Below are 25,750 nucleotides of genomic sequence, written 5' to 3' on the forward strand. Positions count from 1 at the left end.
CGGAGCGCCCCGGGATGCCGCGGGCGGCGATGCTACAGTTGCAATAATCCATGGCAGCCGGCACTATCACTTGGCCCGGATGCGGCAAGGAACCGGACAGGATTTTGTTTGATGGTGACGTCGAAGTTTCGCGAGCGTGAGGTGAGGAGTTCGTTGACTCATCCAGAGGCGCTTGGCGGCTCCAACGCCCCGGTGCACGGCACTGTTATTGCCAAGGCGGCAAGGACGGCGATCCTTCAAGGATTCATCGGGTCTTTGCTCATGGTGGCTGGGTCGATAGGTGTCGGCTGGCTGGCCAGCAGCAGTGCGTTGATCCGCACCCCACTTTTCATCATGGCCAGGACATCTCCGGCAGGGGTGATTCTATGCACTGTGATGCTCTGCCTTGGCGCACTCCTGCTCCTACGCTCATGGCTGCGCATTGCCCAGCGGATCGGCGGCTGGAACCCCTCCGCGCGTCCTGTCCTCCGGCGAGCATTGTGGATGTGGGCACTGCCGCTGACGCTCGCGCTGCCCCTGTTCAGCAGGGACGCTTATGCTTACATCGGCCAGGGCCGTCTGATGGAGCAGGGCCTGGATCCTTACACCAACGGCATCTCCGCCCTGAGTAACTACTTTTCGCTCGGACCCGACAAGATGTGGACCGAGGCTCCAACGCCATACGGTCCGCTCTGGCTGTGGATCGAACAGGGAGCCGTGTGGGTGAGCGCAGGCATCCCCGAACTTGCCCTGATTCCCTTCAGGCTGGCGGCACTCGGCGGGGTCTTGCTGCTCACCATCTACGTTCCCCGATTGGCCGCGCTCCATGGAGTGAACCCGGACAGGGCGCTTTGGCTTGGGGTTCTCAACCCGGTTCTCCTCATCAACTTCATCGCGAGCGCGCACAATGACTCCTTGATGTTGGGCCTGGCCGTTGCCGGGCTGTACTACATTTCGGTCAAACGGCCCGTGCTCGGAATCGTGCTGATCACCGCTTCGATCGCCGTCAAGCCAATTACATTGATTGCGTTGCCCTTTGCTGGCTTGGTGTGGGCCGGGTCCCGTGCCGGGTGGGGCCGCAGGATGTTCTGCTGGACGGCCACGTTGGGCCTATCCCTAGGGCTACTGGCCGCCGCAGGCTTCGTAGACGGCCTGGGATTCGGTTGGCTCGGTGCGCTGCAGACTCCCGGTGCCGTCTGGATCTGGTACGCGCCAGTGGGCCTGCTGGCCCATACGGCAGGCTCCGTCGTCGGACTTTTCGGCGGTCCCGGCGTCCCCGTGACGGATGTCATCCAGACCATCGGAACGGTGGTCTCGGCGCTTGCTATCGTCTGGCTTGCCGTCCGCACGCCGGGCCGTGGAATCGGAATGCCCGCGCCGATCGACGACGAACCTGGGTTCAACAAGACAGTGCTTCGCAGGATGGCCTGGGCCTTCGCCGCCGTCGTCGTCCTGGCGCCGGTGATTCAGCCCTGGTACATGGTCTGGTTGCTGGTGTTCTTTACCGTGACGGGAATCGCGGACGGGCCCCAGCTTCGGACGGTCTTCTATTTGACGGCGTTCTTCACCCTTATCGCACTGACGGACCAATTGAGCGTCTTCCAATGGATCCCCATTGAGGTGGTGCGCGGAGTGGCCATCGCCATCGCGGTCTCCTTCATCGCCTATCTGGTGTTCTTCGACGAGAAGACCCATGTGCTGTTCCGCCCGCGCCGCGGGACTTTGAAGCTCAAGCTCAAGCCGAAGTCCTGAACCGGATTCAGCCGAGGCGTTTCATCGCCTCGCGAAGCGACAGCTGGCTCAGGCCGGCCCGCCGGGTTTCGACGTACTCCCGCACCCATTGAGGATCCGTTTTGGCGTACTCCCGCAGCGTCCAGCCGATTGCCTTCCGGATGAAGAATTCCTTGTCGGCCAGATTGGCGTCGAGCACAGTGGAGAGAAGTTCCTTGTCTGTGGCCGACTTTGCCTTGAGTTGGGAGGTGATGGCGGCGCGCCGGACCCAGAAGTCCGGGTCGGTCGCCCACTTCCGCAAGAGCGGGGTCAGGGTGCTCCGGTGGTGCTGCAGTAAGGCGCAAATGCGGTCCGAGACACCGTCAACGAAGTCCCACCACGCACCTGTCCGGATGATTTCTTCGTACAGCGGCAACATCTCCAGATCCTCGGCCACGGACTTGAGCGAGGTCAGATCGATGGCCGCGTAGCGTTCTTCCCGCCATGTTGCCTCCCGCCACAGCAGCCTGACGTCGTCGCGCAGTTCGACCGAGGATCCGAAAGGCAGTTCCTTTGCGGTGGTGAGAACCATGCGGCGGACCACAGGAACCCTGACGCCGAGGGAGGGCATGGATGACCTCATGTACGCCTGTGCTGATTTCGCCCGTTCTGGATCTGCTTCTGCACGCAGGCGTTCCCGGATGATGGCGATTCTTCCGTGTTCCATGCTGCGACTCTAGGGCAGTCTTGCGGAAGGACACCCTCGCGGCGCCTCGCTCCTCTGCGGCGCCTCGCTCCTCTGCGGCGGGCCGCTCGAGCAGCGGGGTCAACACGCCACCTGTTGACTCGCGCCGGGGCGCCCATAAAGTGGGTGGAAAGAGTTCATCCGGTGGCCGCCTCGGGCCCCTTTTCCTAGTGCTTTGGAGGCCCGCTTTGTCCATGGTGAAGACGCCAGACGAGATTGCACTCATGCGTGAAGCCGGGCGGGTGGTTGCCAACACGCTTTCCGCGGTTCGGTCGCAAGCCGAAGTTGGGGTGTCGCTCAAGGAACTGGACAATGTTGCTGCCGCTTTCATTGAATCCGCGGGAGCCAAGCCGGCGTTCCTGAATTACCGGCCGCGGTGGGCATCCACGCCCTTCTCCGGTGTCATTTGCACGAGCGTCAACGACGCCGTGGTTCATGGCATTCCGGACGGATACGTGCTGCAGGACGGCGATCTCCTGAGCGTCGACTGCGGGGCATTCGTGGAGGGTTGGTGCGGAGATGCAGCCATAAGCTTCATCGTGGGCACTCCGGATCCGGTGGACCAGGAGTTGATCGATGCCACAGATGCCGCCCTTGCCCGCGGAATCGAGGCCGCCCGGATTGGAAACAAGATGGGCGACCTTGCGTACGCCATTGGCGGGGAAGCCAAACGGAGTGGCTATGGGATCCTTGCCGATCACGGGGGCCACGGCATTGGCCGGACCATGCATGCGGAACCGAACGTGCCGAACATCGGCAGGCCGGGCCGCGGGGTGAAGCTCACGGAGGGTCTGGTGATCGCCATTGAGCCGATGCTGATTCTGGGTGGCAGCGACGACTACTATCACGATGATGACCAATGGACCCTGCGCTCTGCCAACGGCCGCCGGGCGGCGCACATCGAACACACCGTCGCGATCACAGCAGCCGGCCCCGTAGTCTTGACGCTGCCGTAAGGCGTTTTTGCCTCGGCACCCTGTCCGCAAGAAATCAGCGCAGCAGGCGCATGACCGCCCTTCCGGGCACGGCCGTGGAAACGGTCGCGAAGCCCGCCGCCGTGAACAACTTGACCGTCCCTTGGTAGAGATCGGCCGAACCGGCCTTCGGTCGGAGCGAGGGATCCACGGGGTAGCCTTCAACTATTCCGGCCCCGTGGGCGAAGGCATGCCCGACGGCGGCAGCCAGCAACGCTGCGGCCACACCGCTCCGGCGGTGGTCGGGAGACACCACGAAACAACTGACCGACCAAACCCGAGTGCCTTCGTGCGCGCCTGCTCCTGCGGCTTTTAGGACTTGGGACCTTTCGATACGCGGATAGCACTCGCGCGGCTCGACGGCGCACCAGCCTACTGCTTCACCGCCGCGGAACGCGAGAACTCCTGGTTCCGGGCCGCCGTCGTCGAACTTGGCTTTGAGCTGTTCTTTCCGCGCGTCAGGGGGAGTGGTTTTCCAATCCTGACCGGGGAGGGCGAACCACCGGCACCAACAGCGCGAGGGCTCGCCGCGGATGCCGAAGAGCTTTTCGACGTCGGGCCAGGTCGCGGGGCACGTGGTGATCGCGGCGGAGCCGGGGACGTTCGGGACCATGGGAACAGCGTAGATCGCGGTGTGCGGGAAGGCATTGATGGTAGCGGGCGGCCGGTTGGCTGAAGCGGTTGTCGGGTTGCATGGGCTCGACGGTCGTCGATGGTGTCCGAACCGCCAAGCCCACGTTGGAAGCACGGGAGCGTGGCGTGGGGGGACCGCGCGCTTGGGGGCGGGATTCTCTGTGATCAGTCCGCCCCCGAGGCTTGTTGACTAGCCGTTGTTACGGTACAGGGACGCGACGCATTGCCCTTCGTTCTTGAACTGTGGATAGTTCACCCAGCCACCCTTAGTGCATTGGTCCCGGCTTGTGGGGTTCGGGCTCCCGTCGATCACTGACACTGTGCCGTTGACGGATTCGGTGAAGTTGGTCACGTAGACAAGATGTGTTCCCGGATCGACCGCCACACCCAACGGGCGGTCAACTGCATCAAGCAGACCCTTGCCGCTGTCCCAGATGGTTTCTCGTATAAAGAAGGCCGACGCGAGGATTCCGTGCGCGTGTCCTGCTAGCTGCTCGGCCACGTTGCGGTCGTCGCCGTTCCTGGCACGCGCACTCTCCAAGGTTGCCCGGATGCCGTGCACTGCTGTAAGGAGGCCGATCACATCCATCCGCAGTTCGCCGGGCTCGAAATCCTTGACGCCTGCTCCTGAAGGCGCTTCTCCCATTGCTTCACAAGGACCACCCCGATGAAAACGCCGCTCAACGCCCCGGTAACTGCATTCACTGGTGCCATCAACAGCGAGGCCACGCTGGAGTTCTCCTGCAGGCCCAGCCACCCGACAGGACAATCAGTAAGATCCAAACGAGGAACCACACGGCGGAGTCCCACCACTGCCATCTGGCTGCGCGCGTGAATGTTTTGGCCGTCATGGAGCCTCCACTTCAAAAGCACGGTTCGGTCAAGGTCGCCAATTGCTTCCATCCTGTTGTACCGCCGCCGCTTTCAGCAGCGGCCACCAGATTCCGTGTGGCAGGTTGTCTCAGTCCGGGGCGGGCCCGTTCTTCTTGTGCTCGGTGAGGATCCCGGCGAGGGCGGCGAGGTCGGCGCGGATTTGCCGCGAGTAAGCCTTCTTGACCAGCGGATCGGCGAGTCGGCCGAACACCCCGCCGGGGGCGGTTTCGAGGTGGTAGTTCAGCCGCGTTCCATCTCCGCCGCGGTCAGAGCCAGCGGCGCGCAGGGCCGGGGCCGGAAGCTACGGCCACCCGCCTATTATTCGATGGAGTCCAGAATGCCGCGCACCCGCTCGGCTTCATCCGGCAACAGATTGGCGAGGGCGTTCCATAGGATCTCGTAGTCCACTTGGTCGTAGTTGTGGGCGACGAGATTGCGGGTCGCCTTCATGGCTCGCCATCGGACCTGCGGGTTGGCGGCAGTGAACTCGTCAGGCAGGCGGGCCACGGCTTCCCCGAGTTTATGCAAGATGGATTCCGCGGCGAGCCGCAAGGCCTCGTCGGAGTCGTAGGCCGCCTTGCCTTTGGCGACAATGACCTCGGCCGCTGTCTGGCTGAACCGCAGGAAGTCTCGCAGGCTCCGGGCCATCCGCTCGCGTTCCCGATCCGTCACAGGGTCACCGCTTCGTCGCGGATCGGGTTCGGTCCGGGGCGCAGACCGCCCTCGGACACTACATCCACGTGGACCCCGGTTATCTCTTCGAGCGCGACCGTGAGTTCGGCGAGGTCGAACATCGTTGCATCCGGGGCGAGTTTGACCAGCAGGTCGATGTCGCTGCCAGAGACATCGTCCCCTCTGGCCACCGAGCCGAACACTCGTACATTGTCGGCCTTGTACTCTTTGGCGATGGCGATGATCTGTCCGCGCTTCTCGGCGAGCACAGAAGAGGGGCGCGGGCGGGCGGCGCGCTGCAGACGTGACAGCATGGCGCGGGAGGGCGAGCGTTGGCCGCTCTCGTATGCGGCGATGTTGGGTTGGGCGACGCCAGAGTGTGCCGCCAGCTCGGCCTGCGTGAGCCCGGCCGCTAGGCGCAGCTTGCGAACCTCATCCATGACTAGACTATATCAAGTGATATAGGACTCTGGCCATCCTTGGCTCAGAGCCAGCCGTCGCCGAGGCGGGGGCTGTCGCTGTCCAGCCACGCGCGGAGTTCGTCCACGGCCTCGCTGCTGTCCGGGTCCATGCCGCGCTCGTCCGTGAAGGAGAGGATCCTGTCGAGGTCGGCCGGGCGTTCGCGGACGAGCTGTTCGAGGTGGCGGTTGAGGATCTGCATGTAGGAGAGGTTGGCGGGGAGGCCGCGCGTGTCGCCGAAGCGGGAGAGACTGTAGTTGGTTGCGCACACGAGGAACTAGGCGACGGCGGCTGACCTTTTAGGAGGCGTTCGGCTAGGGCGACTCGAATGACGGACCCGCGATCACATTGGGGCCTCAGCATCGCCCCGCCGATGACCGAGACCATCCGGCGGTGGGATTGTTGCCTCGTGCCGCCGCCTATTCCCTTGGGCTGCGCCGTTGGCAGCCTGGCACCGCTTTCCGCTTGTGTGATGGCGGCTTTGCGTCCCGCCAGAGGTTGCTTCAAGGGCGTATCGAGCGCCGAGCGGAGTGACTACAGGCTATTGGGCACGATGGGAGGCATGGGGCGCCTTCGATGGGGCGCGGGCATGAAATAGCCTCTGTTTGCGATAGCGCGGAGACCAGCAAGTGGGGTGTGCCCGTTAGACGTCGAAGGATCCGTAAGCTCAACTTAAGCTCACGAATCCTTCGGACGGTCCGTATAGTGCTCTTCAAAATCCGCTAGAACTAGCGGCATTCACCGTGCCCCGGGAGGGAATCGAACCCCCGACCAAGAGATTAGAAGGCTCCTGCTCTATCCTCTGAGCTACCGAGGCTGGTGACGCTTTCACAGCACGTGGCTGAGGCGCCATCAAGAGTTTACATTGCGGCGGCTGCCTGTGTTGTCAGGTCGGCTAAAGGCGTGACTCTTCCTCCACAGTCGGCTATTCGGCGTAGCTATGCACATACGGGAATTGGGTACTGCCGGAGAACCGGGCAGGGCGAGAAGCTGAAAGAGCCAGCCAGGCACTTCAACTCACGTTAGGACAAGACCATGAACGACATCATCACCGTCCGGGGATTCGTGGCCTCGGAAATCAGAAGCTCGACGACGCCGGGCGGAACAGGGACTGCCTCATTCCGCCTGGGCTCCACGGAGCGCAGGTTCGACCGTGCCAACGATGTCTGGATCGATGGGAACACCAACTGGTTCACGGTCCAAACGTTCAGGCACCTCGCGGGAAATATTGGGTGCAGCGTCAAGAAGGGCCAGCGGATCATCGTGGTCGGCAAACTCAAGTTGAGGCAATGGGAACGCGACGGCAAGATCTACCACGTTGCGGAGATCATTGCCGAATCAGTGGGGCACGACCTCATGTGGGGCTCGGCGAACTTCATCCGGACCACAAGCGGCACGAGTCCGCAGATCACGCCCGCTGCCCCGGACGCGGAGCCCGAGAATCAGTGGCCTGCTGCGGAGGACGACGGTGAAGGCGGCCCGCACGACGACGAGGACGCGGGTGGCGCAGCTGAGCGGGGAGTCATTCTTCCAACCGAAGAAGGCGACGAGCCGGTTCTTGTTGATGCTGATACCGGAGAACTTGTGGACGCAGGCGTTTGAAAGAATGATGCCGTGGACATCCGCGGATTGCCGTGCGGCGCAGCAGACAGTGCGCCGCATGGCAGAATGGCCGGGTGATGAGCACGGGAACGCCGCGAAGACCATCAAGACACCGCCACGTCGCTGGAAGCCGACGCTTGCTGCTTGCTGGGCCGCTACTCGTCGCCGGGCTGGTGGCGGGCTGTTCCGCACCGGCTCCGGTCGTGTCTGGAAGCAATCCAATTTCATCGCGTTCCCCGTCGAGTCCAGCCACCCCCGTTCCGGCTACCCCCGGTCCGGCCACCGCCAGTCCCGGCGCTGGAATCCATTCGGCTTCGGCTTCGCTCAGCCCAAGCACGGTGAGCCTGAAGCAGACCATGGAGTCCGCGCTCAAGACCCTGGCCGCGGCGACGCCGAAACCGGCACAAGAGGCATTGCGAGCACAACTCGTTTCCGCCGGCGTTCCCGCCTCGACTTTGGAGGTGTCCGCGAGCAAGACGCCCACGGGACTGGACGCCGATGCCATCGAGGCGGCCGCCAAGCTGGACAAGGACTGTGTCATGGGCGAGATCAGGGACGGCCAGGTATCGGTGTCCGTCCTGCCCGTGCTGGCCAGCGGAAAATGCTTCGTCGGGGATTCCCGCTAACAGGGCCGAATGTGAGTTATGCCTTGCCACCCATTAGATTTAACGGCATGGCGGAATTCATTTATACGATGACCAAGGCTCGCAAGGCCGTTGGCGAAAAACTTATCCTGGACGATGTCAGCATGTCGTTCTTCCCTGGCGCGAAGATCGGCGTCGTTGGCCCGAACGGAGCCGGCAAATCCACGATCCTGAAGATCATGGCTGGCATCGACACACCGTCGAACGGCGAAGCCCGCCTCAGCCCCGGCTACTCCGTGGGCATCCTCCTGCAGGAGCCGCCCCTGAACGAGGAAAAGACCGTCCTGGGCAACGTCCAGGAAGGCGTAGGCGAGATTTACTCGAAGATCCAGCGCTTCAACGAGATCTCCGAGGAAATGGCCAACCCGGATGCCGACTACGACACCCTCCTGGAGGAAATGGGCCACCTCCAGGAAGCCATTGATGCTGCCGATGCCTGGGACATCGATTCCCAGCTTGAACAGGCCATGGACGCGCTGCGCTGCCCGCCGGGCGACTCCGACGTGACTGTCCTGTCCGGTGGTGAGCGCCGCCGGGTGGCGCTCTGCAAGCTCCTGCTCCAGAAGCCTGACCTCCTGCTCCTTGACGAGCCCACCAACCACTTGGATGCCGAAAGTGTCCTGTGGTTGGAGCAGCACCTGTCTTCCTACCCCGGCGCTGTCCTCGCGATCACTCACGATCGCTACTTCCTGGACCACGTCGCCGAGTGGATCTGTGAAGTCGACCGCGGCCGCCTGTACCCCTACGAAGGCAACTACTCCACGTACTTGGAGAAGAAGCGTGCCCGCCTGGAAATCCAGGGCAAGAAGGACGCCAAGCAAGCCAAGCGGCTCACCGAAGAACTCGAATGGGTCCGTTCCAACGCCAAAGGCCGCCAGACCAAGTCGAAGGCTCGTCTGGCCCGGTACGAGGAAATGGCAGCCGAGGCTGATCGGACGAGGAAGCTCGACTTCGAGGAAATCCAGATTCCGCCGGGACCTCGCCTGGGTGGCCTGGTCCTGGAAGCGAAGAACCTGCAGAAGGGCTTCGAAGACCGGACCTTGATCGACGGGCTTTCGTTCTCCCTTCCCCGCAACGGCATTGTTGGCGTCATCGGCCCCAATGGTGTCGGCAAGACCACCTTGTTCAAGACCATCGTTGGGCTCGAACCCCTCGACGGCGGCGACCTCAAGGTCGGCGACTCCGTGAAGATCTCCTATGCAGACCAGAGTCGCGGCGGCATCGACCCCAACAAGACGCTCTGGGAGGTCGTCTCCGACGGGCTCGACTTCATTCAGGTCGGACACGTCGAAATGCCATCCCGTGCCTACGTCGCGGCCTTCGGCTTCAAGGGTCCAGACCAGCAGAAGAAGGCCGGGGTGCTCTCCGGTGGTGAGCGCAACCGTCTGAACCTGGCGCTGACTCTTAAGCAGGGCGGAAACCTGCTGTTGCTTGACGAGCCCACCAACGACCTCGACGTCGAAACCCTCAGCAGCCTCGAGAACGCCCTCCTCGAGTTCCCCGGCTGCGCCGTGGTGGTCTCTCACGACCGGTGGTTCCTCGACCGAGTCGCCACCCACATCCTGGCTTATGAAGGCGATGAGGAGAACCCCTCGAAGTGGTACTGGTTCGAGGGCAACTTCGAGTCGTACGAGGAAAACAAGGTGGAGCGACTCGGCCCGGACGCAGCCAAGCCGCACCGTGTGACGCACCGCAAGTTGACCCGCGACTAAGCGGATCCAATCACGGAAGGCCGGCGCTCCTGGATGATTTCTCCCGGGGCGCCGGCCTTCTTCGCGTGATGATCTTGGCCGCGTTGTGGCAGCGACGCAAGCAACTACTGCGGAATCCGGAGCATGCCCTCCTGCGCCACGGTGGCGACGTGCAGGCCATCACGGCTGAAGATCTTGCCCGTGGCCAGTCCGCGCGCACCCTGGGCACTAGGGGACTCCTGGACGTAAAGCAGCCATTCATCCACGCGTACGGGCCGGTGCCACCACATGGCGTGGTCAAGGCTGGCTACACTCATGCCCGGCGTCATCCAGCTCAATCCGTTCTTGCGAAGCACCGATTCCAAGATGGTGTAGTCGCTCGCGTAGGCCAGGGCTGCCAGGTGAAGGTTGGGATTGTCCGGCATCGGGCCGAAGGTCTTCATCCAGACGGCATTACTGGCTATCCGGTCCTTGGGCGCTTCCACATACAGTGCGGGATCGACGTGGCGCACATCGAAAGGTCGCTCGAAGGACATGTGGCGGGCCAACGGATGGTCGTACTTCTGAAGGAGTTCCGCAGTACTCGGCAAGGATTCGGGGTCCGGAATTCCCACTGGCATGGAGGACTGGTGCTCCACGCCCTCTGCCTCGGTCTGGAAGGAAGCGATCATCGACAGGATCGGTTGGCCCTCCTGGTATGCATGCACCCGACGCGCGGAGAACGAGCGTCCGTCACGGAGCCGTTCAACGCTGAACGTGATGGGTTGGTTGGCGTCCCCCGGACGAAGGAAATAGCCGTGCATCGAATGGACGGCTCGGTCCTCATCCACGGTGCGCATACCGGCCACGAGCGATTGAGCAAGGACTTGGCCGCCGAACACCCGATGTCGTGGCTGTTTCTGGGACGGTCCGAGGAAGATGTCCTCGGCGGTCCTCGCGCCGTCGAAATCGGCCAGGGACAGCAGCTCGATGAGGGTGGATGTCGGGTCCTCAATGGCAACCTGATGTTCCAGGCCGGCGTGCGCGTCAGTCATGGTTCGACTCTAGACGCCGCACCGACCCCTCTCAACCGAGGACATGCCGGTAGAGTCGATGATGTGTCCGATGTACTGACCCAGTCCTTCCGTTTCGTCGATCCCCGCGATCTGGCGGATCTCCGCACCTATGTCACGCGCGCCAAGAGCATCGACGACGGCGCGATTCGGCTTCAAGCAACCGGTCGCGTGCTGGCTGCATATGTCTGCGTCCTGAGGCCGCGTCTCCTGGGCGAATCGACCCCCACCATCCTCGGGCTGCGCACCATCGCCCTGGCAGATGACGCCCATGCGGACGTCACAGTGACCCTGTCCTCCGTCCTGGACCGCCTCGCGCGGTCCGGTGCCGACGACGTCGAGCTGGCCATCCCGCCGTCGACCGTTTCCGAGTCGTGGGCGGGAGTCGGGGCGCCCCGCAGCGGCTGGGAGCCGCTCGGTTCAGTGCCCGACGCCGAACTCAGGGCCGTGGCGAATGCCGGCATAGCAGAGGTGGCCGGGATTGTTCCGGATCAGCCTGGTGCCTTGATCGTCAACAATGCCAGGGCAGCGGTGTGGGGACGGGAGATTCCCGGGCTTGCCGGCGTGCCCGCAGGCGCGGCGTTCGCGGCCTTGGCTCTCGGTTTCCTTGGCGATGCGGAGCACCGCCTCTTCCGCAACGGGCGTTGGTTCCGGCTCAGCGGAAGCCGGGGCCACATCCTGGCACGATCCGGATCAGGCCTGGGCTTCCAGACCCGCTGACCCGGCGTGCGCGAACCCGGACGCACCGCGCCCGAGCCAACACAACCCAGACCCCTACGGGCTCAGGGCTGCCTGATCGACGGGCTGTTCACCATGGTGAGTGCAGCCCGCTCCATGTAGTCCCACAGCGTGCCTTCGTGCAGCGGAGACAAGTCGAGCGAATCCACTGCCGCGCGCATGTGGAAGAGCCATCGGTCCTTGGCTTCGGGCGTCACCTGGAACGGCATGTGCCGCATCCGCAGGCGGGGGTGCCCACGTTCTTCGCTGTAGGTGCCTGGGCCACCCCAGTACTGCTCGAGAAACATGAGGAACCGGCGCTTAGCCGGGGCGAGGTCTTCCTCCGGGTACATGGGCCGGAGCAAAGGATCTCCGGCGACGCCGTCGTAAAAGACGTCGATGAGTTTCACGAAAGTCTCGTGGCCACCGATGGCGTCGTAGAAGCTGTCAGTGTAGGCAGGCTGGCTGAAGGGATCGTTTTGCATCAACTGCCGCCGCTCGGCCGGCTGCGGTGCTGCGGATTCCTGCTGGCTGCTCATGTCACTCGCCGGCTTTCTGCTCTTGAATCTTGAGAGATTCCTTTGAAGATTGAGGCGCGCCGGATGCAGCGGTTTCGGCAGGCGCAGTACCCGGGGGTGCGGGCGGAACGTCGTCCGGGACGGCTGGTTCCTCGGGCACGTAGTCGCCTTGCGAGCGGTTGCCCACCCTCAGGATTTCTCCGTTGCGCAGATACCAGATGGCGCCGTCTTCGGCCCGGAGCCTGGTGATCCGGAGGCCCACGGATTCCACGGTGCCAATCACTTCGGTGGTCACAATCACATCGCCGATCCCGAACTGGTCCTCGATGGTGATGAAGATGCCGGACAGGAAATCGCGGATGAGCTGTTGGGCGCCGAAGCCGATGGCCACACCCAAAATGCCGACGCTCGTGAGCAGCGGTGCGATATCCACATTGAGGTATTTGAGGACGTAGATGATGACGATGACCACCACCACCACGCTCAGCACGCTTGTCAGCAGCGAGCCGATGGTGTGGGCGCGTTGGGCGCGCCGTTCATGGTCGAGCGCCCGGAAGGCCGGCTGCACCCACCTGAAATGCGATTTCTTGAAGAAGCTGGTGCCCTCTGCCACGCTGCGGGTAATACGCAGAATGATGAACCGGGCCACAACCCAGACCACCAACCCAATGCCCAGCGTCACGAAGATTGACACGAAATCGATCTTGGCTGCATCGGCCACGATGTTGTCGGTCGACGAGGCGACGTTCATTTGCGGGAATGCTCCTCACGGGATCCAATTGTTCGCCGGGCCCTTTTTGCCGGGCGCTGAACACTCTGTCCACGGTCAACCCTATCGCCGTAGCGTGGCCGCATGCGCATCCTGATTCTTGGTGGAACGGCCTTCTTGTCATCTGGCTAGCTAGCGGCCGCCGTCGTGCTCGGCTCATGCAGAACGGGAAAGTTGACGCTCCGGGCGATGAAGCACACTTGGTTGGCCTCATGGTGCAATTCGTCCACGAGCGAAAGATGGGCGGGGTCGGCAACCGTGACCTGCGGCTTCAAGGTGACGTTCTCGAACTGTCCACTGCCATCGCGGTTGAGGCGCATCATCCCCTCGGCATGGTCCGCATAGTCCGTGACAACTACGCCATGTTTGACCGCGACATGCAGGAAAGACAGCATGTGGCACTGGGACAGGGCGCTGAGGAGCAACTGTTCGGGGTTGTACCGGCTACGGTCGCCATGGAAAGTCGGGTCCGAGGATCCCTTCAGGACGGGCAGCCCCGGGATCTCAACATCGTGGTCCCGGGAATAGCCTCGGTAACTGGAGGTCCCGCTCCCCAGATTTCCGGTCCAGCGCACGGTGAGGGAGTAACGGTGTTCGTCCAGGCTCATGCGGAAAGTCTACCGGCGGCACTCGCCGCCGGTATGCGAAGTGCCCCGGTTCCAAGATGCGGAACCGGGGCCCGACGGTGATTTACCTGGCGGCGGTTTCTTAGGCGTCTGCTGCGCGCGCCCTGAGCGCACGGGCGACGCCGTCGCGGTTTTCGAGCATCATGCGCCGCAGGGCACTGCTGTCCGCCGCCAACTCAGCCAGGAACTTGTCAGTGCGGTCCACCGTGGCCTGTGTGGTCAGCTGTGCCGGGTAGAGCCCGACGACGATTTGCTGGGCCAGAGCATGGGTGCGGTTGGCAACAATCTCCGGGACGGCCTCAAAGTACTTTTCCGCGTACGGTTCCAGCAGGGAGGTGTCCAGCACCCGCGTGAAGCCGGCGACGGCCGAGCTTTGGATGGCATTGGAAAGCTCGCCGGTCACAACGATCTTCTTCCACGCCGTGGCCTTGGCCTCGGGAGTGGGAAGGGCTGCCGTCGCCAGTGCGGCGGCGTTCTGGCCATTGGCCGTGTGGTCACGCTCGAGTTCGGCGTCGATCCGGTCCTGGCCCTGGCGGCCACCCACCACCAGTGAGGTGAGGAGTTCCCAGCGCAAGTCCTGGTCAACGGTCAGTCCATCCAGGACTGTGCTGCCGTCCAGGAGCGCCTGGACCGTGTCCAGTTGGGAGTTGCTGGCGGCAAGCAGAGCGAAGGACTTTACGAATTGGAGCTGGGCGTCCGATCCGGCGGCTACGGTGGACGAGAGTTCCCACAGTTTGTCCGCAGCATCCACCGTGGCGGGATCCTTGTGCTCCGCTGCGACGTAGTACGTCAGCGTGGTGGCCAGTTGGCGGAGTTGGGTCTGGATCACCGAGGAATCGGTCTCGGACGCGATGTTCGCCAGAATCAGGTCGATGTAGCCGCGGGCGGGAGTCTCCCCGTCCCGGGCCGCATCCCACGCGGAGCCCCACACGAGGGTGCGGGGCAGGCTGCCGGAAAAGTCCTTCAGGTGCGCTTTTGCAGTGGCCCAGGATGCGGGGTCGAGGCGAACCTTCGCATAGGCGAGGTCGTCATCGTTGAGTAGGACCAGGTCCGGACGTGCCAGCCCGGCGAGGGCGGGGACATGGGTCCGGGCGCCGTCGACGTCGAGCTCTTCCCTGTGGGTGCGTTCGAGCTTGCCGGCGGCTGAGAGGTTGTAGAAGCCCACCGCGAGGCGGTGTGGACGCAGGGTGGGCTGTTCGTCGATGGCGGTCTGCAGGATCGAAAACGAAGTGATGGCGCCGTCCGCGTCGGCCTCGAGCTCGGGCGCGAGCGTGTTGACGCCGGCGGTCTCGAGCCAGAGCTTGCCCCACTGGTCCAAGTCACGGCCGCTGGCAGCTTCGAGTTCCTTCATGAGGTCTACCAGTTCGGTGTTCTGCCAAGCATGCTTCTGGAAGTACTCGCCGACGCCGGCCGTGAACTGATCCTGCCCCACCCATGCAACCAACTGCCGCAGGACGGAAGCTCCCTTGGCATACGTGATGCCGTCGAAGTTGACCTCGACATCCTGGAGATCATTGATCTCGGCGAAAATCGGGTGGGTGGTGGGAAGTTGGTCCTGGCGGTAAGCCCACGACTTCTCCACGGAGGCAAAGGTGGTCCAGGCCCGGTCAAATTCGGTGTTTTCGACCGCGGCAAGGTGGGACATGTATTCGGCAAAGGACTCGTTGAGCCAGAGGTCGTTCCACCAGCGCATCGTGACGAGGTCGCCGAACCACATGTGGGCCAGCTCGTGCAGCACGGTGATGGCCCGGCGTTCGACCTGGGCGCCGGTGACCTTGCCACGGAAGACGTAGCCCTCGAGGATCGTCACGGCGCCTGCGTTTTCCATGGCGCCGGCGTTGAACTCGGGGACGAAAAGCTGGTCGTACTTCTCGAAGGGGTATGGGAAACCGAACTGGGCCTCGAAGAACTCAAAACCCTGGCGGGTCAGTTCGAAGATGTTGTCGGCGTCCAGATACTGCATGAGGGACTTGCGGGCAAAGACGCCCAGGGGGATGACCCGGCCGTCGGAGCTGGTGACCTGGCTGCGAACCGCTTGATATGGTCCCGCGATCAGGGCTGTGACGTAGGAAGAGATACGGGGAGTGGGGGCGAAATGCCAGACCGAGCGCGCACCGCCGTCGTCCGCGGGAGTGGTTTCCACTGGTACGGGAGTGGGAGAGTTGGAGATGAGATCCCAGTGTGAAGGGGCAGTAACCGTGAACGTGAATGCCGCCTTCAGGTCCGGCTGTTCGAACACGGCAAACATGCGGCGGGAATCGGGCACTTCGAACTGGGTGTACAGGTAGACCTCGTTGTCCACCGGATCCACGAAGCGGTGCAGGCCTTCACCCGTGTTCATGTAGGGGGCGTCGGCAACTACCGTGAGCTCGTTCTCCGCGGCGAGCTCCGGCAGTTGGATGCGGACGCCGTCGGACACTACGGCGGGATCCAGCTCGGTGCCGTTCAGCGTCACGCTGTGCACGGTTTCCGTGATCGCGTCGATAAAGCTCGAGGCACCCTCGACGGCGGAGAACTTCACCACCGTGGTGGAGCCGAAGACGGTGGCGCCCTTGGTCAAGTCGAGGGTGACGTCGTACGAGGTCACGGTGAGCAATTCTGCGCGCTGTGCCGCTTCTTCGCGCGTCAGGTTCAGGCCTGGCAAGGTGGTGCCTCCAAGAATGGGTTGCAGAAAGCCGGCTGACTTCAGCCAATGCCGGCGCTGTGAAGTCATTCTTTCATTTGATCCCGGCTTGGCAAGGACGCTGGATCACAGTGTCGCCGGCCGGGGGGTAGCGTTGGATCATGGGAAAGATGCGCGACTCGTTGGACCTCCGGGCACTCCGCTTTGCGGTGGCGTTTCCGCTGCTGCTCGCCGCCGCATTTGCTGTGTGCGCACTCATGTTGCGCAACAACCTTCCTGAGCCCGTCGCCATTGCGTGGAACGCCGACGGCGGAAGCAGCTTTGCGCCGTTCGCCGCCTACGTGTCCGGCGGAACCGGCCTCATGGTCCTGACCGGATGGTTGGTCTTCGTCCAAGCGGTTCCGCTCGCCAGGCCGGTGATCATGCGCCGGTTCATGATGGGCTTGGGTCTCATGGTGACGCTCTTCATCACCTCCGTGCTGGCCGCCGGACTCGTGGGACAAACGGGCCTCACCGATGCGCGCAACTCGCACGTTGATGCCACAGTCCTCGCGCTGGGTGCCGGTGCGGCCTTGCCCCTGGGCGTGGTCATGATGATGGCTTTCAAGCCTGATCCGCGCTGGACGCCGGAGGATGACGCCGCCCTCGAAGCTGAAGTAACCCTGAAGGAAGACCCCGGCCTGGCAGAGGATTCCATGTTGCTCTGGGTTCACGCGAGAAGCTCGGTGTTCGTGATGATCTGCGTGGCCACCCTATTTCCTGCCATGTTGATCGCTATTGCGCTCCCGTGGCTGGGGGCATTGCTCGCGGCAACCGCCGTCATAGGAGCGTGTTTCCTCTTCGTCCGGGTGCGCGCCGACCGGGGAGGAGTGCAAGTCTTTCTGGCCGGAGTCCTGAAGGTCTTGACTGTGCCCGCCGTGGACATCGCCGGAGCTGCCGCACAAGAAATCAGGGCCGCCGACTTTGGCGGCTGGGGACTCCGGCACCACGGAGGAGCCACGGCCATCCTCGTGAGTAGCGGACCCGCCGTCGTCGTCCGTCAGGTCAGTGGCCGCAGGGTGGCTTTCAGCGCCGGGACCTCGGCCACGGCAGACCGGCTCGCTGGAATCCTGAACCGCGTCGCGGCCCGTGCCCAGCGCGGGGAACAGCCTCCTGCTCCCTGAGCGACTGAGGTTCGCCGCGTCAGCAGGCTTCGTCTTTACCGGCTTCGTCTTAAGAGGTGGGCAACGGCCCGATCCTAGTAACCTAGGAACCGCATCCCTCACCGTCGCGCCCGGCCTTGCCGCGTTCGCGCGCCAGACTGAATGGACTTCTTGTGACCACACCCCGCGTCCACATCGCTACGGACCACGCCGGCATGGAGCTCAGCGCCCACCTGGTAAGCCACTTGACTGCCAAAGGCTACGACGTGGTTGACCACGGCCCCAAGGTTTATGACGCCCTTGATGACTACCCTTCGTTCTGCATCAACGCGGCCGCTGCCGTGGTCGCCGACCAGACCGCCGGCGTCCACGCGTTGGGCATTGTCCTTGGCGGATCCGGCAACGGTGAACAAATTGCCGCTAACAAGGTCAAGGGTGTCCGGGCCGCACTGGCTTGGAACCTTTCCACGGCGAAACTTGCCCGTGAGCACAACGACGCCAACGTGATCGCCGTGGGCGGTCGCCAGCACACAGTCGAGGAAGCTACCGAACTGATCGAGGCCTTCCTCGAAGAACCGTTCAGCAACGACGAACGCCACGTCCGCCGGATCGGAAAAATCGCCACCTATGAAAACACCGGCGAAATCGTTGCATAGTGCCTGAAGGGCATTCGATCCATCGCCTGGCACGTCAGTTCCAGGATGTCTTTGCTGGCCGAGTGCTGGAAGTTTCCAGCCCGCAAGGCCGCTTCACCGCGGGTGCCGCGCTTCTGGACGGACACAAGCTGCAGGAAGCGACGGCACACGGTAAGCAGCTCTTCCTCCGTTTTGACCACGGAATGATCCTCCATGTTCATCTGGGTCTCTACGGTGCTTGGAACTTTGGCGGCGACGAGTCCTTCCGCGGGGCCTCGAGCATCGGGGCGCCGCGGCGTATCGGCGAGCGTGAGACTTTTCCGCAAGACGCCGAGCAGGATGCAGGAAGCCTCACAAGCAGCTATACGGGACCGCCCGAGCCGGTGGGGGCCGTCCGGGTGCGCCTCGTCTCAGGGAATGGTTGGGCGGACCTGCGCGGCGCCACCACGTGTGCGGCGATCACCGAGGCCGAGGCGGCGACTGTCCTTGCGCGGCTCGGTCCCGATCCCCTTCATAACCTTCCAGGGGACCGTGAGGAGTTCATTCGACGGCTCCGGCGCCGCAAGACGGCCGTAGGGCTCCTCCTGATGGACCAGTCCGTTGTGGCGGGAATCGGAAACATCTATCGCGCTGAGGTGCTGTTCCGGCAGGGCGTTGATCCGTGGACCACTGGGGGTGCCTTGGACGACGAAACCGCCGGGCTTCTGTGGGATGACACAGTGGCGGCCATGAACGACGGCGTCCGTGACGGGCGGATTGTTACGACCCCTCCGGCTTGGTGGAGCGGCGGGGACGCAGGAGCGCTCGACGGCGAGGCCCACTTTGTCTACAAGCGCCAGGGCCAACCGTGCCGGCGATGCGGCGAAGCAGTTGGGATGGCTGAAATCGGTGCGCGCAAGCTCTATTGGTGTCCCGGCTGCCAAGACTAACATCTACCCCTGGCCGGGACAATCACGCAGATAGCGCGCTTAAATGTGAAGGGCCCCTCAGTAAGGGGCCCTTCGTTTTGGAGGGGACGACGGGAATCGAACCCGCGTAATCAGTTTGGAAGACTGAGGCTTTACCATTAAGCTACGTCCCCGGGCGAGACCGCATGCACCCTTGGAGGTGTTCCGCGCATCTTTCCGGCGGCTGTTGAAGCCGGATATAACTAAACCTAATTCAGGGGCCAAGTGTCAAATGTGCATTCTCCGGCGCTATGCCCGTAGACTGTCCTGTGCATTCACGGGGTGTAGCTCAGCTTGGCTAGAGCGCCTGCTTTGGGAGCAGGAAGTCGCAGGTTCAAATCCTGTCACCCCGACTCTGTGTGCCTGTCCCGGTCCGGGACGCGGCAGAACCCCATCCTACAAAACCAGGAGTACTTAGACTGTGAAGAGCGCTGTCGAGAACCTCACCGCCACGCGGGTCAAGCTCAACGTTGAGGTTCCCTTTGAGGAACTGAAGCCGAGCATCGATGCCGCTTACAAGACCGTTGCTTCGCAGATCCAGGTTCCCGGGTTCCGCAAGGGCAAGGTCCCCTCCAAGCTGGTTGACCAGCGCGTTGGCCGTGGCTACGTCTTGGAGACCGCCATCAACGATGGCCTCAATGGCTGGTACCAGGCTGCCGTCCAGGAAACTGGCCTCCGCCCGCTGAGCCGTCCCGAGGTTGAGATCACCGAGGTTCCGGACCCGTCCTCGACCGATGGTGAGCTGAAGTTCCAGGTTGAGATCGATGTCCGGCCCGAGGTTGAACTGCCCGACTACGCCGGCATCAAGGTCGAGGTCGCTGCAGCAGAGTCCTCCGACGCGGACGTCGACAAGGCCCTGGATGAACTCCGCGGCCGCTTCGGCACGCTGAAGTCGATTGACCGTCCGGCTGCCGACGGCGACTTCCTGACCATCGACATCACCGCCACGATCGACGGCGCCGAGATCGACTCCGCTACCGGGCTGTCCTACCAGGTTGGCGCCGGCACCATGCTCGAAGGCCTCGACGAGGCCGTCACCGGCCTGTCTGCCGATGAAGAGGCAATCTTCGACACCACGCTGGTTGGCGGCGAGCACGCTGGCGAGGCTGCCCAGGTCAAGGTTGTTGTCAAGACCGTCAAGGAGCGCGAGCTTCCCGAGGCAAACGACGACTTCGCCCAGTTGGCATCCGAGTTCGACACCCTCGCTGAGCTGCGTGAAGACCTCGCCAAGCAGGCCGCTGAGTCCAAGGTTGTCGGCCAGGGCGTCGAAGCCCGCGACAAGGTCCTGGACAAGCTCGTCGAGCTCATTGAGGTTCCGGTTCCGGACTCTGTTGTTGAAGAGCAGCTCGAGGCTCACTTCAACCCGGAGAACGCCCACGGTGAAGGCGATCACGACACCGAGGAACACCGCGCCGAGGTCAAGGCCAACACCGCGCGCGCCTTCCAGAACGAAATCATCCTTGACGCCATTGCCGACAAGGAAGAAGTGAGCGTCAGCCAGAACGAGCTGATCGACTACATCGTCACCACGGCAAGCCAGTACGGCATGGACCCGAACCAGTTCGCCCAGATCATCGATCAGAGCGGCCAGGTTCCCATGATGGTTTCCGAGGTTCGCCGCCGCAAGGCTCTCGCAGTTGTCCTCGGCCAGGCCGAGGTTGTCGACTCCGAGGGCAACAAGGTTGACCTGAGCGACTTCGTGCGCCCCGCTGGCGAAGAGACCGCGAATGTCGAAGAAGCTGAAGAAGCAGCTATCGTCCCGAGCGATGACCCTGCAGCAGTGAAGTTCTAGTTTCATCTCTCGCCGCCCCCGGATCGCCTGATCCGGGGGCGGCTTGGTTTAAGCCGCGCCGGTGCCGAAAAGCCGCACGTCCGCAATCGTGCGCCGTCAGCGAACAGCGGGATTTGGGAGAACAAATCGCCATCGAAAACGGTTAGTGTCCAAGTAGTGAAGATCAGGGATGGCAAGTTCAGCAATGGCCCTGTCACCAGCGAGAGGTAAGTACTTATGTCACAGCACGCAGAGGCCCCCAGGATGGCCACCGTCGATCCAGCGGCCCAGGACAACTACATCTACAACCGTCTGCTGAAAGAGCGCATCATCTGGCTCGGATCCGAAGTCCGTGACGAGAACGCCAACGCGATCTGCTCCCAGCTCCTCCTCCTCTCGGCTGAAGACCCGGAGAAGGACATCTACCTGTACATCAACTCGCCTGGTGGCTCGGTGACTGCCGGCATGGCCATTTACGACACCATGCAGTTCATCCCGAACGACGTCGTGACGGTAGCCACCGGACTGGCGGCCTCCATGGGCCAGTTCCTTCTTTCCTCGGGCACCAAGGGCAAGCGCTACGCCACGCCCAACGCCCGCATCCTGATGCACCAGCCTTCCGGTGGCATCGGTGGCACGGCATCGGATATCAAGATTCAGGCTGAGTTGATCCTGCACATGAAGAAGGTCATGGCGGAACTGACTGCAGAACAGACCGGGCAGACTGTCGACACCATCCTCAAGGACAATGACCGCGACAAGTGGTTCACCGCCGTCGACGCCCTCGAGTACGGCTTCTTCGACAAGATCGCCGCCCACGCAGGCTCGGTGGCCGGCGGTGGCGGAACGGCCAACGCCTCGAACTCAGAGAACTAACCGGCACCAAGAAACATTCAGATCAGGAGCAATAAACATGAACTACAACTTTGGATGGTCTGCCGGTAATCTCCCGTCCAGCCGGTATGTCCTCCCGCAGTTCGAAGAGCGCACGCCCTATGGCTTCAAGCGCCAGGACCCGTACACGAAGCTCTTCGAGGACCGCATCATCTTCCTCGGCGTGCAGGTTGACGACGCTTCCGCTGACGACATCATGGCCCAGCTACTGGTACTCGAGTCCACGGACCCGGACCGCGACATCACGTTGTACATCAACTCCCCGGGCGGCTCGTTCACGGCCATGACGGCCATCTACGACACCATGACGTACATTCGGCCGGAGATCCAGACCGTCTGCCTTGGCCAGGCGGCCAGTGCCGCCGCGGTGCTGCTCGCCGCAGGTACTCCGGGCAAACGCCTTGCCCTGCCGAACGCCCGGGTACTGATCCACCAGCCGTCGCTGTCCGGCGGCCAGGGCGGGCAGGCCTCGGACCTCGAGATCCAGGCCGCAGAAGTCATGCGCATGCGCTCCTGGCTCGAGGATACGCTGGCCAAGCACTCAGGCCGGACGCCGGAACAGGTCAACAATGACATCGAGCGCGACAAGATCCTCACCGCCGCCGAGGCGATGAACTATGGATTGATCGACCAGGTGCTTGATTCCCGCAAAATCAAGCCCCAGGCAATCGCCAGGTAACTGGCCAAAACTCGACGCCGGTGCGGTTCAGGAAATATGGACCGCATCGGCGTTCTGTTTCAACCCAAGCAGCCCATTGTGTCCTACAGTGGAAGTTGTCATGGTGGCGCCCCCGCTGCGATCTTGCGAACTTGGCGGATAGGTACGGGGCTGCACCACCCGCATGAAACGAAGGGATTCCCACATGGCTCGGATTGGCGAGAGCACGGATCTGCTGAAGTGTTCTTTCTGCGGAAAGAGCCAGAAGCAGGTGCGGAAGCTGATTGCCGGGCCCGGCGTGTACATCTGCGACGAGTGCATCGAACTCTGCAATGAGATCATCGAAGAGGAGCTCGCCGAAGTATCGGATCTGGGCAGCTTTGAGTTGCCCAAACCGCGGGAAATTTTCGATTTCCTCCAGGAGTATGTCATTGGCCAGGAGCCTGCGAAACGCTCCCTCGCCGTCGCGGTCTACAACCACTACAAGCGCATCCAGGCAGGTCACGCACCGAAGACCGGCCTAGGCGAAGGCGGACACCACGAGGACGTGGAGATCGCCAAGTCCAATATCCTGCTGATTGGCCCCACCGGTTGCGGCAAGACCTACCTGGCACAGACGCTCGCCCGCCGCTTGAACGTTCCTTTCGCCGTCGCTGACGCCACCGCCTTGACTGAAGCCGGATACGTGGGCGAGGACGTGGAAAACATCTTGCTGAAGCTCATCCAAGCCGCTGACTACGACGTCAAGAAGGCCGAACAGGGCATCATCTACATCGACGAGATAGACAAGATTTCGCGCAAGAGCGAGAACCCGTCCATCACACGCGACGTCTCCGGCGAAGGCGTACAGCAGGCACTCCTGAAGATTCTCGAAGGAACGGTGGCCTCGGTTCCACCGCAGGGTGGTCGTAAGCACCCGCATCAGGAATTCATCCAGATCGACACCACCAATGTGCTGTTCATTGTGGCCGGCGCCTTCGCCGGACTCGAGGACATCATCGGATCGCGGTCCGGCCGCAAGGGCATTGGATTCGGGGCGCCGCTTAACGAGGTCAAGGACAATGTGGACAGCTACGGCGAGGTGATGCCGGAGGACCTGCTCAAGTTTGGGCTGATTCCTGAATTCATTGGACGCCTGCCTGTGATCACCACTGTGTCCAACCTTGACCGCTCGGCGCTCATCCAGATCCTCTCCAAGCCCAAGAACGCGCTGGTCAAGCAGTACCAGAAGATGTTCCAGCTGGACGGCGTAGAGCTTTTGTTCGACGACGACGCCCTGGACTCGATTGCCGACCAAGCGCTTGAACGCGGGACCGGAGCCCGCGGCCTGCGGGCCATCATGGAAGAAGTGCTGTTGCCGGTCATGTTCGACCTGCCCAGCCGCGACGACATCGCCAGCGTGGTCATCACCGCGGACGTCGTCAACAAGAAAGGCCAGCCCACGATGATCGCACACGAAGTCGTGGCGAAGCGGCGGAATAAGTCCGCCTAGACCGAGGTTGGCACAACTGGAGCAGGAAGCACATTCTTCCGGCTAGCCCCGCCCCTGTATGTCCTATCCGAGGAGTTCTCTGTGCCCGAGCAGACCGCAAACAAGGTTGATTTCTGGTTCGACCCCATGTGCCCTTTCGCCTGGGTGACATCCCGCTGGATTGGCGAAGTGGAAGACGTCCGGTGCATCGAGACCACCTGGAACGTCATGAGCCTTTCGGTGCTTAACGAGGGCCGTGAACTTCCGGCAGAGTACGCCGAGAAGATGGAGCTTGGCTGGGGACCGGTCCGGGTCATCATTGCCGCCCGCGAGCTGCACGGAGACGAGTACATCAAGCCGCTGTACGACGCGATGGGTTCCCTCATCCACCACGACGGCATCAAGGATTTCGCCGAGGTCATCTCCAAGGCCCTGGCTGAAACCGGCTTGCCCGCCGAGTTGGCCCGCTTTGCCGATTCCGAGGAATACGACGTCCAGCTGCGTGCCAGCCACGAATCCGGTATTTCCTTGGTGGGCCAGGACGTGGGGACCCCGGTGGTCGCGGTCAACGGCACTGCGTTCTTCGGCCCCGTCCTGACCCGTATTCCCAGAGGCGAAGAAGCCGGCCGAATCTGGGATGCCACGGTCACGTTGGCCGGTTACCCGCACTTCTTCGAGCTCAAGCGAAGCCGGACGGAAAGCCCCGAATTCAACTAGGCCGGACTCCGGATCACGTTGAACGGATCGCGGTTGAGCTAGGAGGGCGGTTGAGCGAACCCCTGGCGCAGCTATTTCAGGAAGCGCGACGTCCTACGGTCCGCCAGGATCTTTCCGTTTGTTTGGCAGCCCGGGCAATACTGCAGCGCGGTGTCGGCAAAGGACACCTCGCGGATCGTGGACCCGCAGACCGGGCATGGCTGGCCCGCCCTGCCATGCACTCTCATGGTGCTCCGTTTCGCGTCCTTGAGCTCGTTGGAGGCTTTCCCGGTGGCGGCGGCGACAGCCGCACCCAGGACGCTTTCGATGGCCTCATAGAGGACCTGGGTGGTATTCCTGTCCAGCGACTTGGCGATCGCGAACGGTGAAATTCTGGCGGCGTGGAGGATCTCGTCGCTGTAGGCGTTCCCGATGCCCGCGATGACACCCTGGCTGCGGAGCAGTCCCTTGATCTGGTGTGAGCTGGTGGCCAGGATCCCGGTCAAGGTTTCGGCCGTGAATTCCGGGCTCAGGGGGTCCGGACCCAGGGTTGCGATGCCCGGAACGTCCATTGGGCTTCGCACCACGTATACGGCCAGGCTTTTCTTCGTGCCCGCCTCCGTCAGATCCACGCCGACGTGTGTTGAGCCATCGCTCTTGGTGAAACTGAGCCTGGCGGCAATATTGCTGCCGCCCATCCGTAGCTGGGCCTGCGACGGCTGCTCGGTGTAGCGCAACCATCCGGCCTTGGCGAGGTGGAAAATGAATTGGGTCCCCCCGGCGTCGAGACTGATGAACTTGCCGAAGCGCTCCACTCCGAGGACTTTCCGGCCCTCCAGGGACGAATACGGTGGATCGGCGGTCTTGAGCACTGCAAAGGAGGTGATCTGGATTTTCGTCAATTCGGCACCGAGAAGATTCCTGCCCAGGAAGGCGGCTAGCCCGGCCACTTCGGGAAGTTCTGGCATAGCAACACTGTCCCACAAAGCACCCAGCTGCCAGAACCCCGGAGGCCAGTACGAACGCCAAGAATTACACGCCAGTAGTTCTTGAAGAGGGCTTGTGCTGGCTGGGGAGCGGGTCAAGAATAGAACTTACCCACTTCGAAAGAAGCGGGACACGGAAACCAAAGATTCAGTGATATGTGTCTGACGCAGCCTTCGGCAAAGTTGGATGCAAGCTACCAGTGACGAGGTAGGAAGACCTGAAAGTCCGAGGATTCCGCCAGACTGTCAAGACGTCACCGGAC

At 62.7% G+C, this 25,750-nt stretch carries 27 protein-coding genes and 3 tRNA genes; 15 read left to right on the top strand and 15 right to left on the bottom strand.

All coding sequences use genetic code 11. The features are described from left to right. Nucleotides 1-153 precede the first annotated feature (153 nt). On the top strand, nt 154-1,731 hold the full coding sequence (gene mptB, locus AC3ANQ_RS09870) for a polyprenol phosphomannose-dependent alpha 1,6 mannosyltransferase MptB (protein WP_488304900.1): 1,578 nt from the start codon (nt 154-156) through the stop codon (nt 1,729-1,731). 7 nt (nt 1,732-1,738) lie between these two features. Here mptB and AC3ANQ_RS09875 read toward each other — a convergent pair whose 3' ends face one another. Beyond that, nucleotides 1,739-2,416, bottom strand: a complete 678-nt coding sequence (locus AC3ANQ_RS09875) for a DNA alkylation repair protein (protein ID WP_488304901.1) — start codon at nt 2,414-2,416, stop codon at nt 1,739-1,741. 206 nt (nt 2,417-2,622) lie between these two features. On the opposite strand from AC3ANQ_RS09875, the gene map reads away from it, so the two are divergent. Beyond that, the gene (gene map, locus AC3ANQ_RS09880) at nt 2,623-3,390 is read left to right on the top strand and encodes a type I methionyl aminopeptidase (protein ID WP_488304902.1); all 768 of its coding nucleotides are present in this window, start codon (nt 2,623-2,625) and stop codon (nt 3,388-3,390) included. 34 nt (nt 3,391-3,424) lie between these two features. Here the strand turns inward: map and AC3ANQ_RS09885 are convergent, their stop codons facing one another. The 7 genes from AC3ANQ_RS09885 to AC3ANQ_RS09915 form a co-directional block, all read right to left on the bottom strand. After that, nucleotides 3,425-4,021, bottom strand: a complete 597-nt coding sequence (locus tag AC3ANQ_RS09885; RefSeq protein ID WP_488304903.1) for a GNAT family N-acetyltransferase — start codon at nt 4,019-4,021, stop codon at nt 3,425-3,427. A 210-nt stretch (nt 4,022-4,231) separates the two neighbouring features. Beyond that, on the bottom strand, nt 4,232-4,687 hold the full coding sequence (locus AC3ANQ_RS09890; RefSeq protein ID WP_488304904.1) for a hypothetical protein: 456 nt from the start codon (nt 4,685-4,687) through the stop codon (nt 4,232-4,234). A 315-nt stretch (nt 4,688-5,002) separates the two neighbouring features. After that, nucleotides 5,003-5,125: a hypothetical protein gene (locus tag AC3ANQ_RS09895; RefSeq protein WP_488304905.1), complete on the bottom strand. Its 123-nt coding sequence runs from the start codon at nt 5,123-5,125 to the stop codon at nt 5,003-5,005. Between the two features lie 107 nt (nt 5,126-5,232). Next, nucleotides 5,233-5,586 (bottom strand): HepT-like ribonuclease domain-containing protein, encoded by a 354-nt coding sequence (locus AC3ANQ_RS09900; protein WP_488304906.1) that lies wholly within the window; start codon nt 5,584-5,586, stop codon nt 5,233-5,235. Further along, a complete protein-coding gene (locus AC3ANQ_RS09905; RefSeq protein ID WP_488304907.1) occupies nt 5,583-6,026 on the bottom strand; it encodes a helix-turn-helix domain-containing protein in 444 nt (147 codons plus the stop codon). The genes AC3ANQ_RS09900 and AC3ANQ_RS09905 overlap by 4 nt, the downstream gene beginning before the upstream one ends. A 44-nt stretch (nt 6,027-6,070) precedes the next feature. Further along, nucleotides 6,071-6,316: a hypothetical protein gene (locus AC3ANQ_RS09910; protein ID WP_488304908.1), complete on the bottom strand. Its 246-nt coding sequence runs from the start codon at nt 6,314-6,316 to the stop codon at nt 6,071-6,073. Between the two features lie 473 nt (nt 6,317-6,789). After that, a tRNA-Arg gene (locus AC3ANQ_RS09915) sits at nt 6,790-6,862 on the bottom strand. A gap of 218 nt (nt 6,863-7,080) precedes the next feature. Between AC3ANQ_RS09915 and AC3ANQ_RS09920 the strand changes: the two genes are divergently transcribed. The 3 genes from AC3ANQ_RS09920 to ettA all read left to right on the top strand — a co-directional run bounded on the left by AC3ANQ_RS09920 (nt 7,081) and on the right by ettA (nt 10,003). Next, on the top strand, nt 7,081-7,647 hold the full coding sequence (locus AC3ANQ_RS09920) for a single-stranded DNA-binding protein (RefSeq protein ID WP_488304909.1): 567 nt from the start codon (nt 7,081-7,083) through the stop codon (nt 7,645-7,647). A gap of 338 nt (nt 7,648-7,985) precedes the next feature. After that, nucleotides 7,986-8,273 (top strand): DUF6993 domain-containing protein, encoded by a 288-nt coding sequence (locus tag AC3ANQ_RS09925; RefSeq protein ID WP_488304910.1) that lies wholly within the window; start codon nt 7,986-7,988, stop codon nt 8,271-8,273. 47 nt (nt 8,274-8,320) lie between these two features. After that, nucleotides 8,321-10,003 (top strand): energy-dependent translational throttle protein EttA, encoded by a 1,683-nt coding sequence (gene ettA, locus AC3ANQ_RS09930; protein ID WP_265979931.1) that lies wholly within the window; start codon nt 8,321-8,323, stop codon nt 10,001-10,003. Nucleotides 10,004-10,107: 104 nt separating this feature from the next. On the opposite strand, the gene AC3ANQ_RS09935 is transcribed toward ettA, so the two are convergent. Next, nucleotides 10,108-11,016: an acyl-CoA thioesterase gene (locus tag AC3ANQ_RS09935; protein WP_488304911.1), complete on the bottom strand. Its 909-nt coding sequence runs from the start codon at nt 11,014-11,016 to the stop codon at nt 10,108-10,110. Nucleotides 11,017-11,079: 63 nt separating this feature from the next. Here AC3ANQ_RS09935 and AC3ANQ_RS09940 point away from each other — a divergent pair, with 63 nt between their 5' ends. Continuing rightward, nucleotides 11,080-11,754 (top strand): DUF8185 domain-containing protein, encoded by a 675-nt coding sequence (locus tag AC3ANQ_RS09940; RefSeq protein ID WP_488304912.1) that lies wholly within the window; start codon nt 11,080-11,082, stop codon nt 11,752-11,754. Nucleotides 11,755-11,816: 62 nt separating this feature from the next. On the opposite strand, the gene AC3ANQ_RS09945 is transcribed toward AC3ANQ_RS09940, so the two are convergent. The 4 genes from AC3ANQ_RS09945 to pepN form a co-directional block, all read right to left on the bottom strand. Continuing rightward, on the bottom strand, nt 11,817-12,290 hold the full coding sequence (locus AC3ANQ_RS09945) for a globin (RefSeq protein ID WP_488304913.1): 474 nt from the start codon (nt 12,288-12,290) through the stop codon (nt 11,817-11,819). A 1-nt stretch (nt 12,291) separates the two neighbouring features. Continuing rightward, the gene (locus tag AC3ANQ_RS09950; RefSeq protein ID WP_488304914.1) at nt 12,292-13,020 is read right to left on the bottom strand and encodes a mechanosensitive ion channel family protein; all 729 of its coding nucleotides are present in this window, start codon (nt 13,018-13,020) and stop codon (nt 12,292-12,294) included. A gap of 146 nt (nt 13,021-13,166) precedes the next feature. Next, a complete protein-coding gene (locus AC3ANQ_RS09955; RefSeq protein ID WP_488304915.1) occupies nt 13,167-13,646 on the bottom strand; it encodes an OsmC family protein in 480 nt (159 codons plus the stop codon). Between the two features lie 100 nt (nt 13,647-13,746). After that, nucleotides 13,747-16,308, bottom strand: a complete 2,562-nt coding sequence (gene pepN, locus AC3ANQ_RS09960) for an aminopeptidase N (RefSeq protein WP_488305296.1) — start codon at nt 16,306-16,308, stop codon at nt 13,747-13,749. A gap of 140 nt (nt 16,309-16,448) precedes the next feature. On the opposite strand from pepN, the gene AC3ANQ_RS09965 reads away from it, so the two are divergent. From AC3ANQ_RS09965 to AC3ANQ_RS09975, 3 genes are all read left to right on the top strand, one after another. Further along, nucleotides 16,449-17,450, top strand: a complete 1,002-nt coding sequence (locus tag AC3ANQ_RS09965) for a hypothetical protein (RefSeq protein WP_488304916.1) — start codon at nt 16,449-16,451, stop codon at nt 17,448-17,450. Nucleotides 17,451-17,602: 152 nt separating this feature from the next. Then, nucleotides 17,603-18,085, top strand: coding sequence for a ribose-5-phosphate isomerase (locus AC3ANQ_RS09970; protein WP_488304917.1), 483 nt, complete (start codon nt 17,603-17,605; stop codon nt 18,083-18,085). Beyond that, complete coding sequence (locus AC3ANQ_RS09975) at nt 18,085-18,993, top strand: Fpg/Nei family DNA glycosylase (RefSeq protein WP_488304918.1); 909 nt, start codon at nt 18,085-18,087, stop codon at nt 18,991-18,993. Before AC3ANQ_RS09970 ends, AC3ANQ_RS09975 begins: the two co-directional genes overlap by 1 nt. A 78-nt stretch (nt 18,994-19,071) precedes the next feature. Here AC3ANQ_RS09975 and AC3ANQ_RS09980 read toward each other — a convergent pair. Continuing rightward, a tRNA-Gly gene (locus AC3ANQ_RS09980) sits at nt 19,072-19,145 on the bottom strand. 144 nt (nt 19,146-19,289) lie between these two features. Here AC3ANQ_RS09980 and AC3ANQ_RS09985 point away from each other — a divergent pair. The 6 genes from AC3ANQ_RS09985 to AC3ANQ_RS10010 all read left to right on the top strand — a co-directional run bounded on the left by AC3ANQ_RS09985 (nt 19,290) and on the right by AC3ANQ_RS10010 (nt 24,522). Then, nucleotides 19,290-19,364: transfer RNA gene (locus AC3ANQ_RS09985), tRNA-Pro, on the top strand. Nucleotides 19,365-19,432: 68 nt separating this feature from the next. Continuing rightward, the gene (tig, locus tag AC3ANQ_RS09990) at nt 19,433-20,803 is read left to right on the top strand and encodes a trigger factor (protein ID WP_488304919.1); all 1,371 of its coding nucleotides are present in this window, start codon (nt 19,433-19,435) and stop codon (nt 20,801-20,803) included. 243 nt (nt 20,804-21,046) lie between these two features. Beyond that, nucleotides 21,047-21,658 (top strand): ATP-dependent Clp protease proteolytic subunit, encoded by a 612-nt coding sequence (locus tag AC3ANQ_RS09995; RefSeq protein WP_234749995.1) that lies wholly within the window; start codon nt 21,047-21,049, stop codon nt 21,656-21,658. Nucleotides 21,659-21,695: 37 nt separating this feature from the next. Continuing rightward, nucleotides 21,696-22,355 carry an ATP-dependent Clp protease proteolytic subunit gene (locus AC3ANQ_RS10000; protein ID WP_028267470.1) on the top strand — a complete coding sequence of 220 codons (660 nt, stop codon included), beginning with the start codon at nt 21,696-21,698 and terminating at the stop codon, nt 22,353-22,355. A gap of 184 nt (nt 22,356-22,539) precedes the next feature. Then, complete coding sequence (gene clpX / locus AC3ANQ_RS10005) at nt 22,540-23,826, top strand: ATP-dependent Clp protease ATP-binding subunit ClpX (protein WP_488304920.1); 1,287 nt, start codon at nt 22,540-22,542, stop codon at nt 23,824-23,826. A 126-nt stretch (nt 23,827-23,952) separates the two neighbouring features. Then, nucleotides 23,953-24,522 carry a mycothiol-dependent nitroreductase Rv2466c family protein gene (locus AC3ANQ_RS10010; RefSeq protein ID WP_488305297.1) on the top strand — a complete coding sequence of 190 codons (570 nt, stop codon included), beginning with the start codon at nt 23,953-23,955 and terminating at the stop codon, nt 24,520-24,522. Nucleotides 24,523-24,593: 71 nt separating this feature from the next. On the opposite strand, the gene AC3ANQ_RS10015 is transcribed toward AC3ANQ_RS10010, so the two are convergent. Next, nucleotides 24,594-25,469 carry an Fpg/Nei family DNA glycosylase gene (locus tag AC3ANQ_RS10015; protein ID WP_488304921.1) on the bottom strand — a complete coding sequence of 292 codons (876 nt, stop codon included), beginning with the start codon at nt 25,467-25,469 and terminating at the stop codon, nt 24,594-24,596. Nucleotides 25,470-25,750 lie beyond the last annotated feature (281 nt).

The sequence above is a fragment of the Arthrobacter sp. DMZ02-1R genome, assembly GCF_057747935.1.

What these genes read in the sequence shown, in the direction of transcription:
- AC3ANQ_RS10010 (WP_488305297.1), top strand. Translation starts at nt 23,953, where the DNA reads ATGTGCCCTTTCGCCTGGGTGACATCCCGCTGGATTGGCGAAGTGGAA.
- AC3ANQ_RS09950 (WP_488304914.1), bottom strand. Translation starts at nt 13,020, where the DNA reads ATGAACGTCGCCTCGTCGACCGACAACATCGTGGCCGATGCAGCCAAG.
- AC3ANQ_RS10015 (WP_488304921.1), bottom strand. Translation starts at nt 25,469, where the DNA reads ATGCCAGAACTTCCCGAAGTGGCCGGGCTAGCCGCCTTCCTGGGCAGG.
- AC3ANQ_RS10000 (WP_028267470.1), top strand. Translation starts at nt 21,696, where the DNA reads ATGAACTACAACTTTGGATGGTCTGCCGGTAATCTCCCGTCCAGCCGG.
- ettA (WP_265979931.1), top strand. Translation starts at nt 8,321, where the DNA reads ATGGCGGAATTCATTTATACGATGACCAAGGCTCGCAAGGCCGTTGGC.
- AC3ANQ_RS09955 (WP_488304915.1), bottom strand. Translation starts at nt 13,646, where the DNA reads ATGAGCCTGGACGAACACCGTTACTCCCTCACCGTGCGCTGGACCGGA.
- AC3ANQ_RS09945 (WP_488304913.1), bottom strand. Translation starts at nt 12,290, where the DNA reads ATGAGCAGCCAGCAGGAATCCGCAGCACCGCAGCCGGCCGAGCGGCGG.
- clpX (WP_488304920.1), top strand. Translation starts at nt 22,540, where the DNA reads ATGGCTCGGATTGGCGAGAGCACGGATCTGCTGAAGTGTTCTTTCTGC.
- AC3ANQ_RS09905 (WP_488304907.1), bottom strand. Translation starts at nt 6,026, where the DNA reads ATGGATGAGGTTCGCAAGCTGCGCCTAGCGGCCGGGCTCACGCAGGCC.
- AC3ANQ_RS09920 (WP_488304909.1), top strand. Translation starts at nt 7,081, where the DNA reads ATGAACGACATCATCACCGTCCGGGGATTCGTGGCCTCGGAAATCAGA.
- AC3ANQ_RS09875 (WP_488304901.1), bottom strand. Translation starts at nt 2,416, where the DNA reads ATGGAACACGGAAGAATCGCCATCATCCGGGAACGCCTGCGTGCAGAA.
- AC3ANQ_RS09965 (WP_488304916.1), top strand. Translation starts at nt 16,449, where the DNA reads ATGGGAAAGATGCGCGACTCGTTGGACCTCCGGGCACTCCGCTTTGCG.
- AC3ANQ_RS09935 (WP_488304911.1), bottom strand. Translation starts at nt 11,016, where the DNA reads ATGACTGACGCGCACGCCGGCCTGGAACATCAGGTTGCCATTGAGGAC.
- AC3ANQ_RS09995 (WP_234749995.1), top strand. Translation starts at nt 21,047, where the DNA reads ATGGCCACCGTCGATCCAGCGGCCCAGGACAACTACATCTACAACCGT.
- AC3ANQ_RS09890 (WP_488304904.1), bottom strand. Translation starts at nt 4,687, where the DNA reads ATGGGAGAAGCGCCTTCAGGAGCAGGCGTCAAGGATTTCGAGCCCGGC.
- AC3ANQ_RS09885 (WP_488304903.1), bottom strand. Translation starts at nt 4,021, where the DNA reads ATGGTCCCGAACGTCCCCGGCTCCGCCGCGATCACCACGTGCCCCGCG.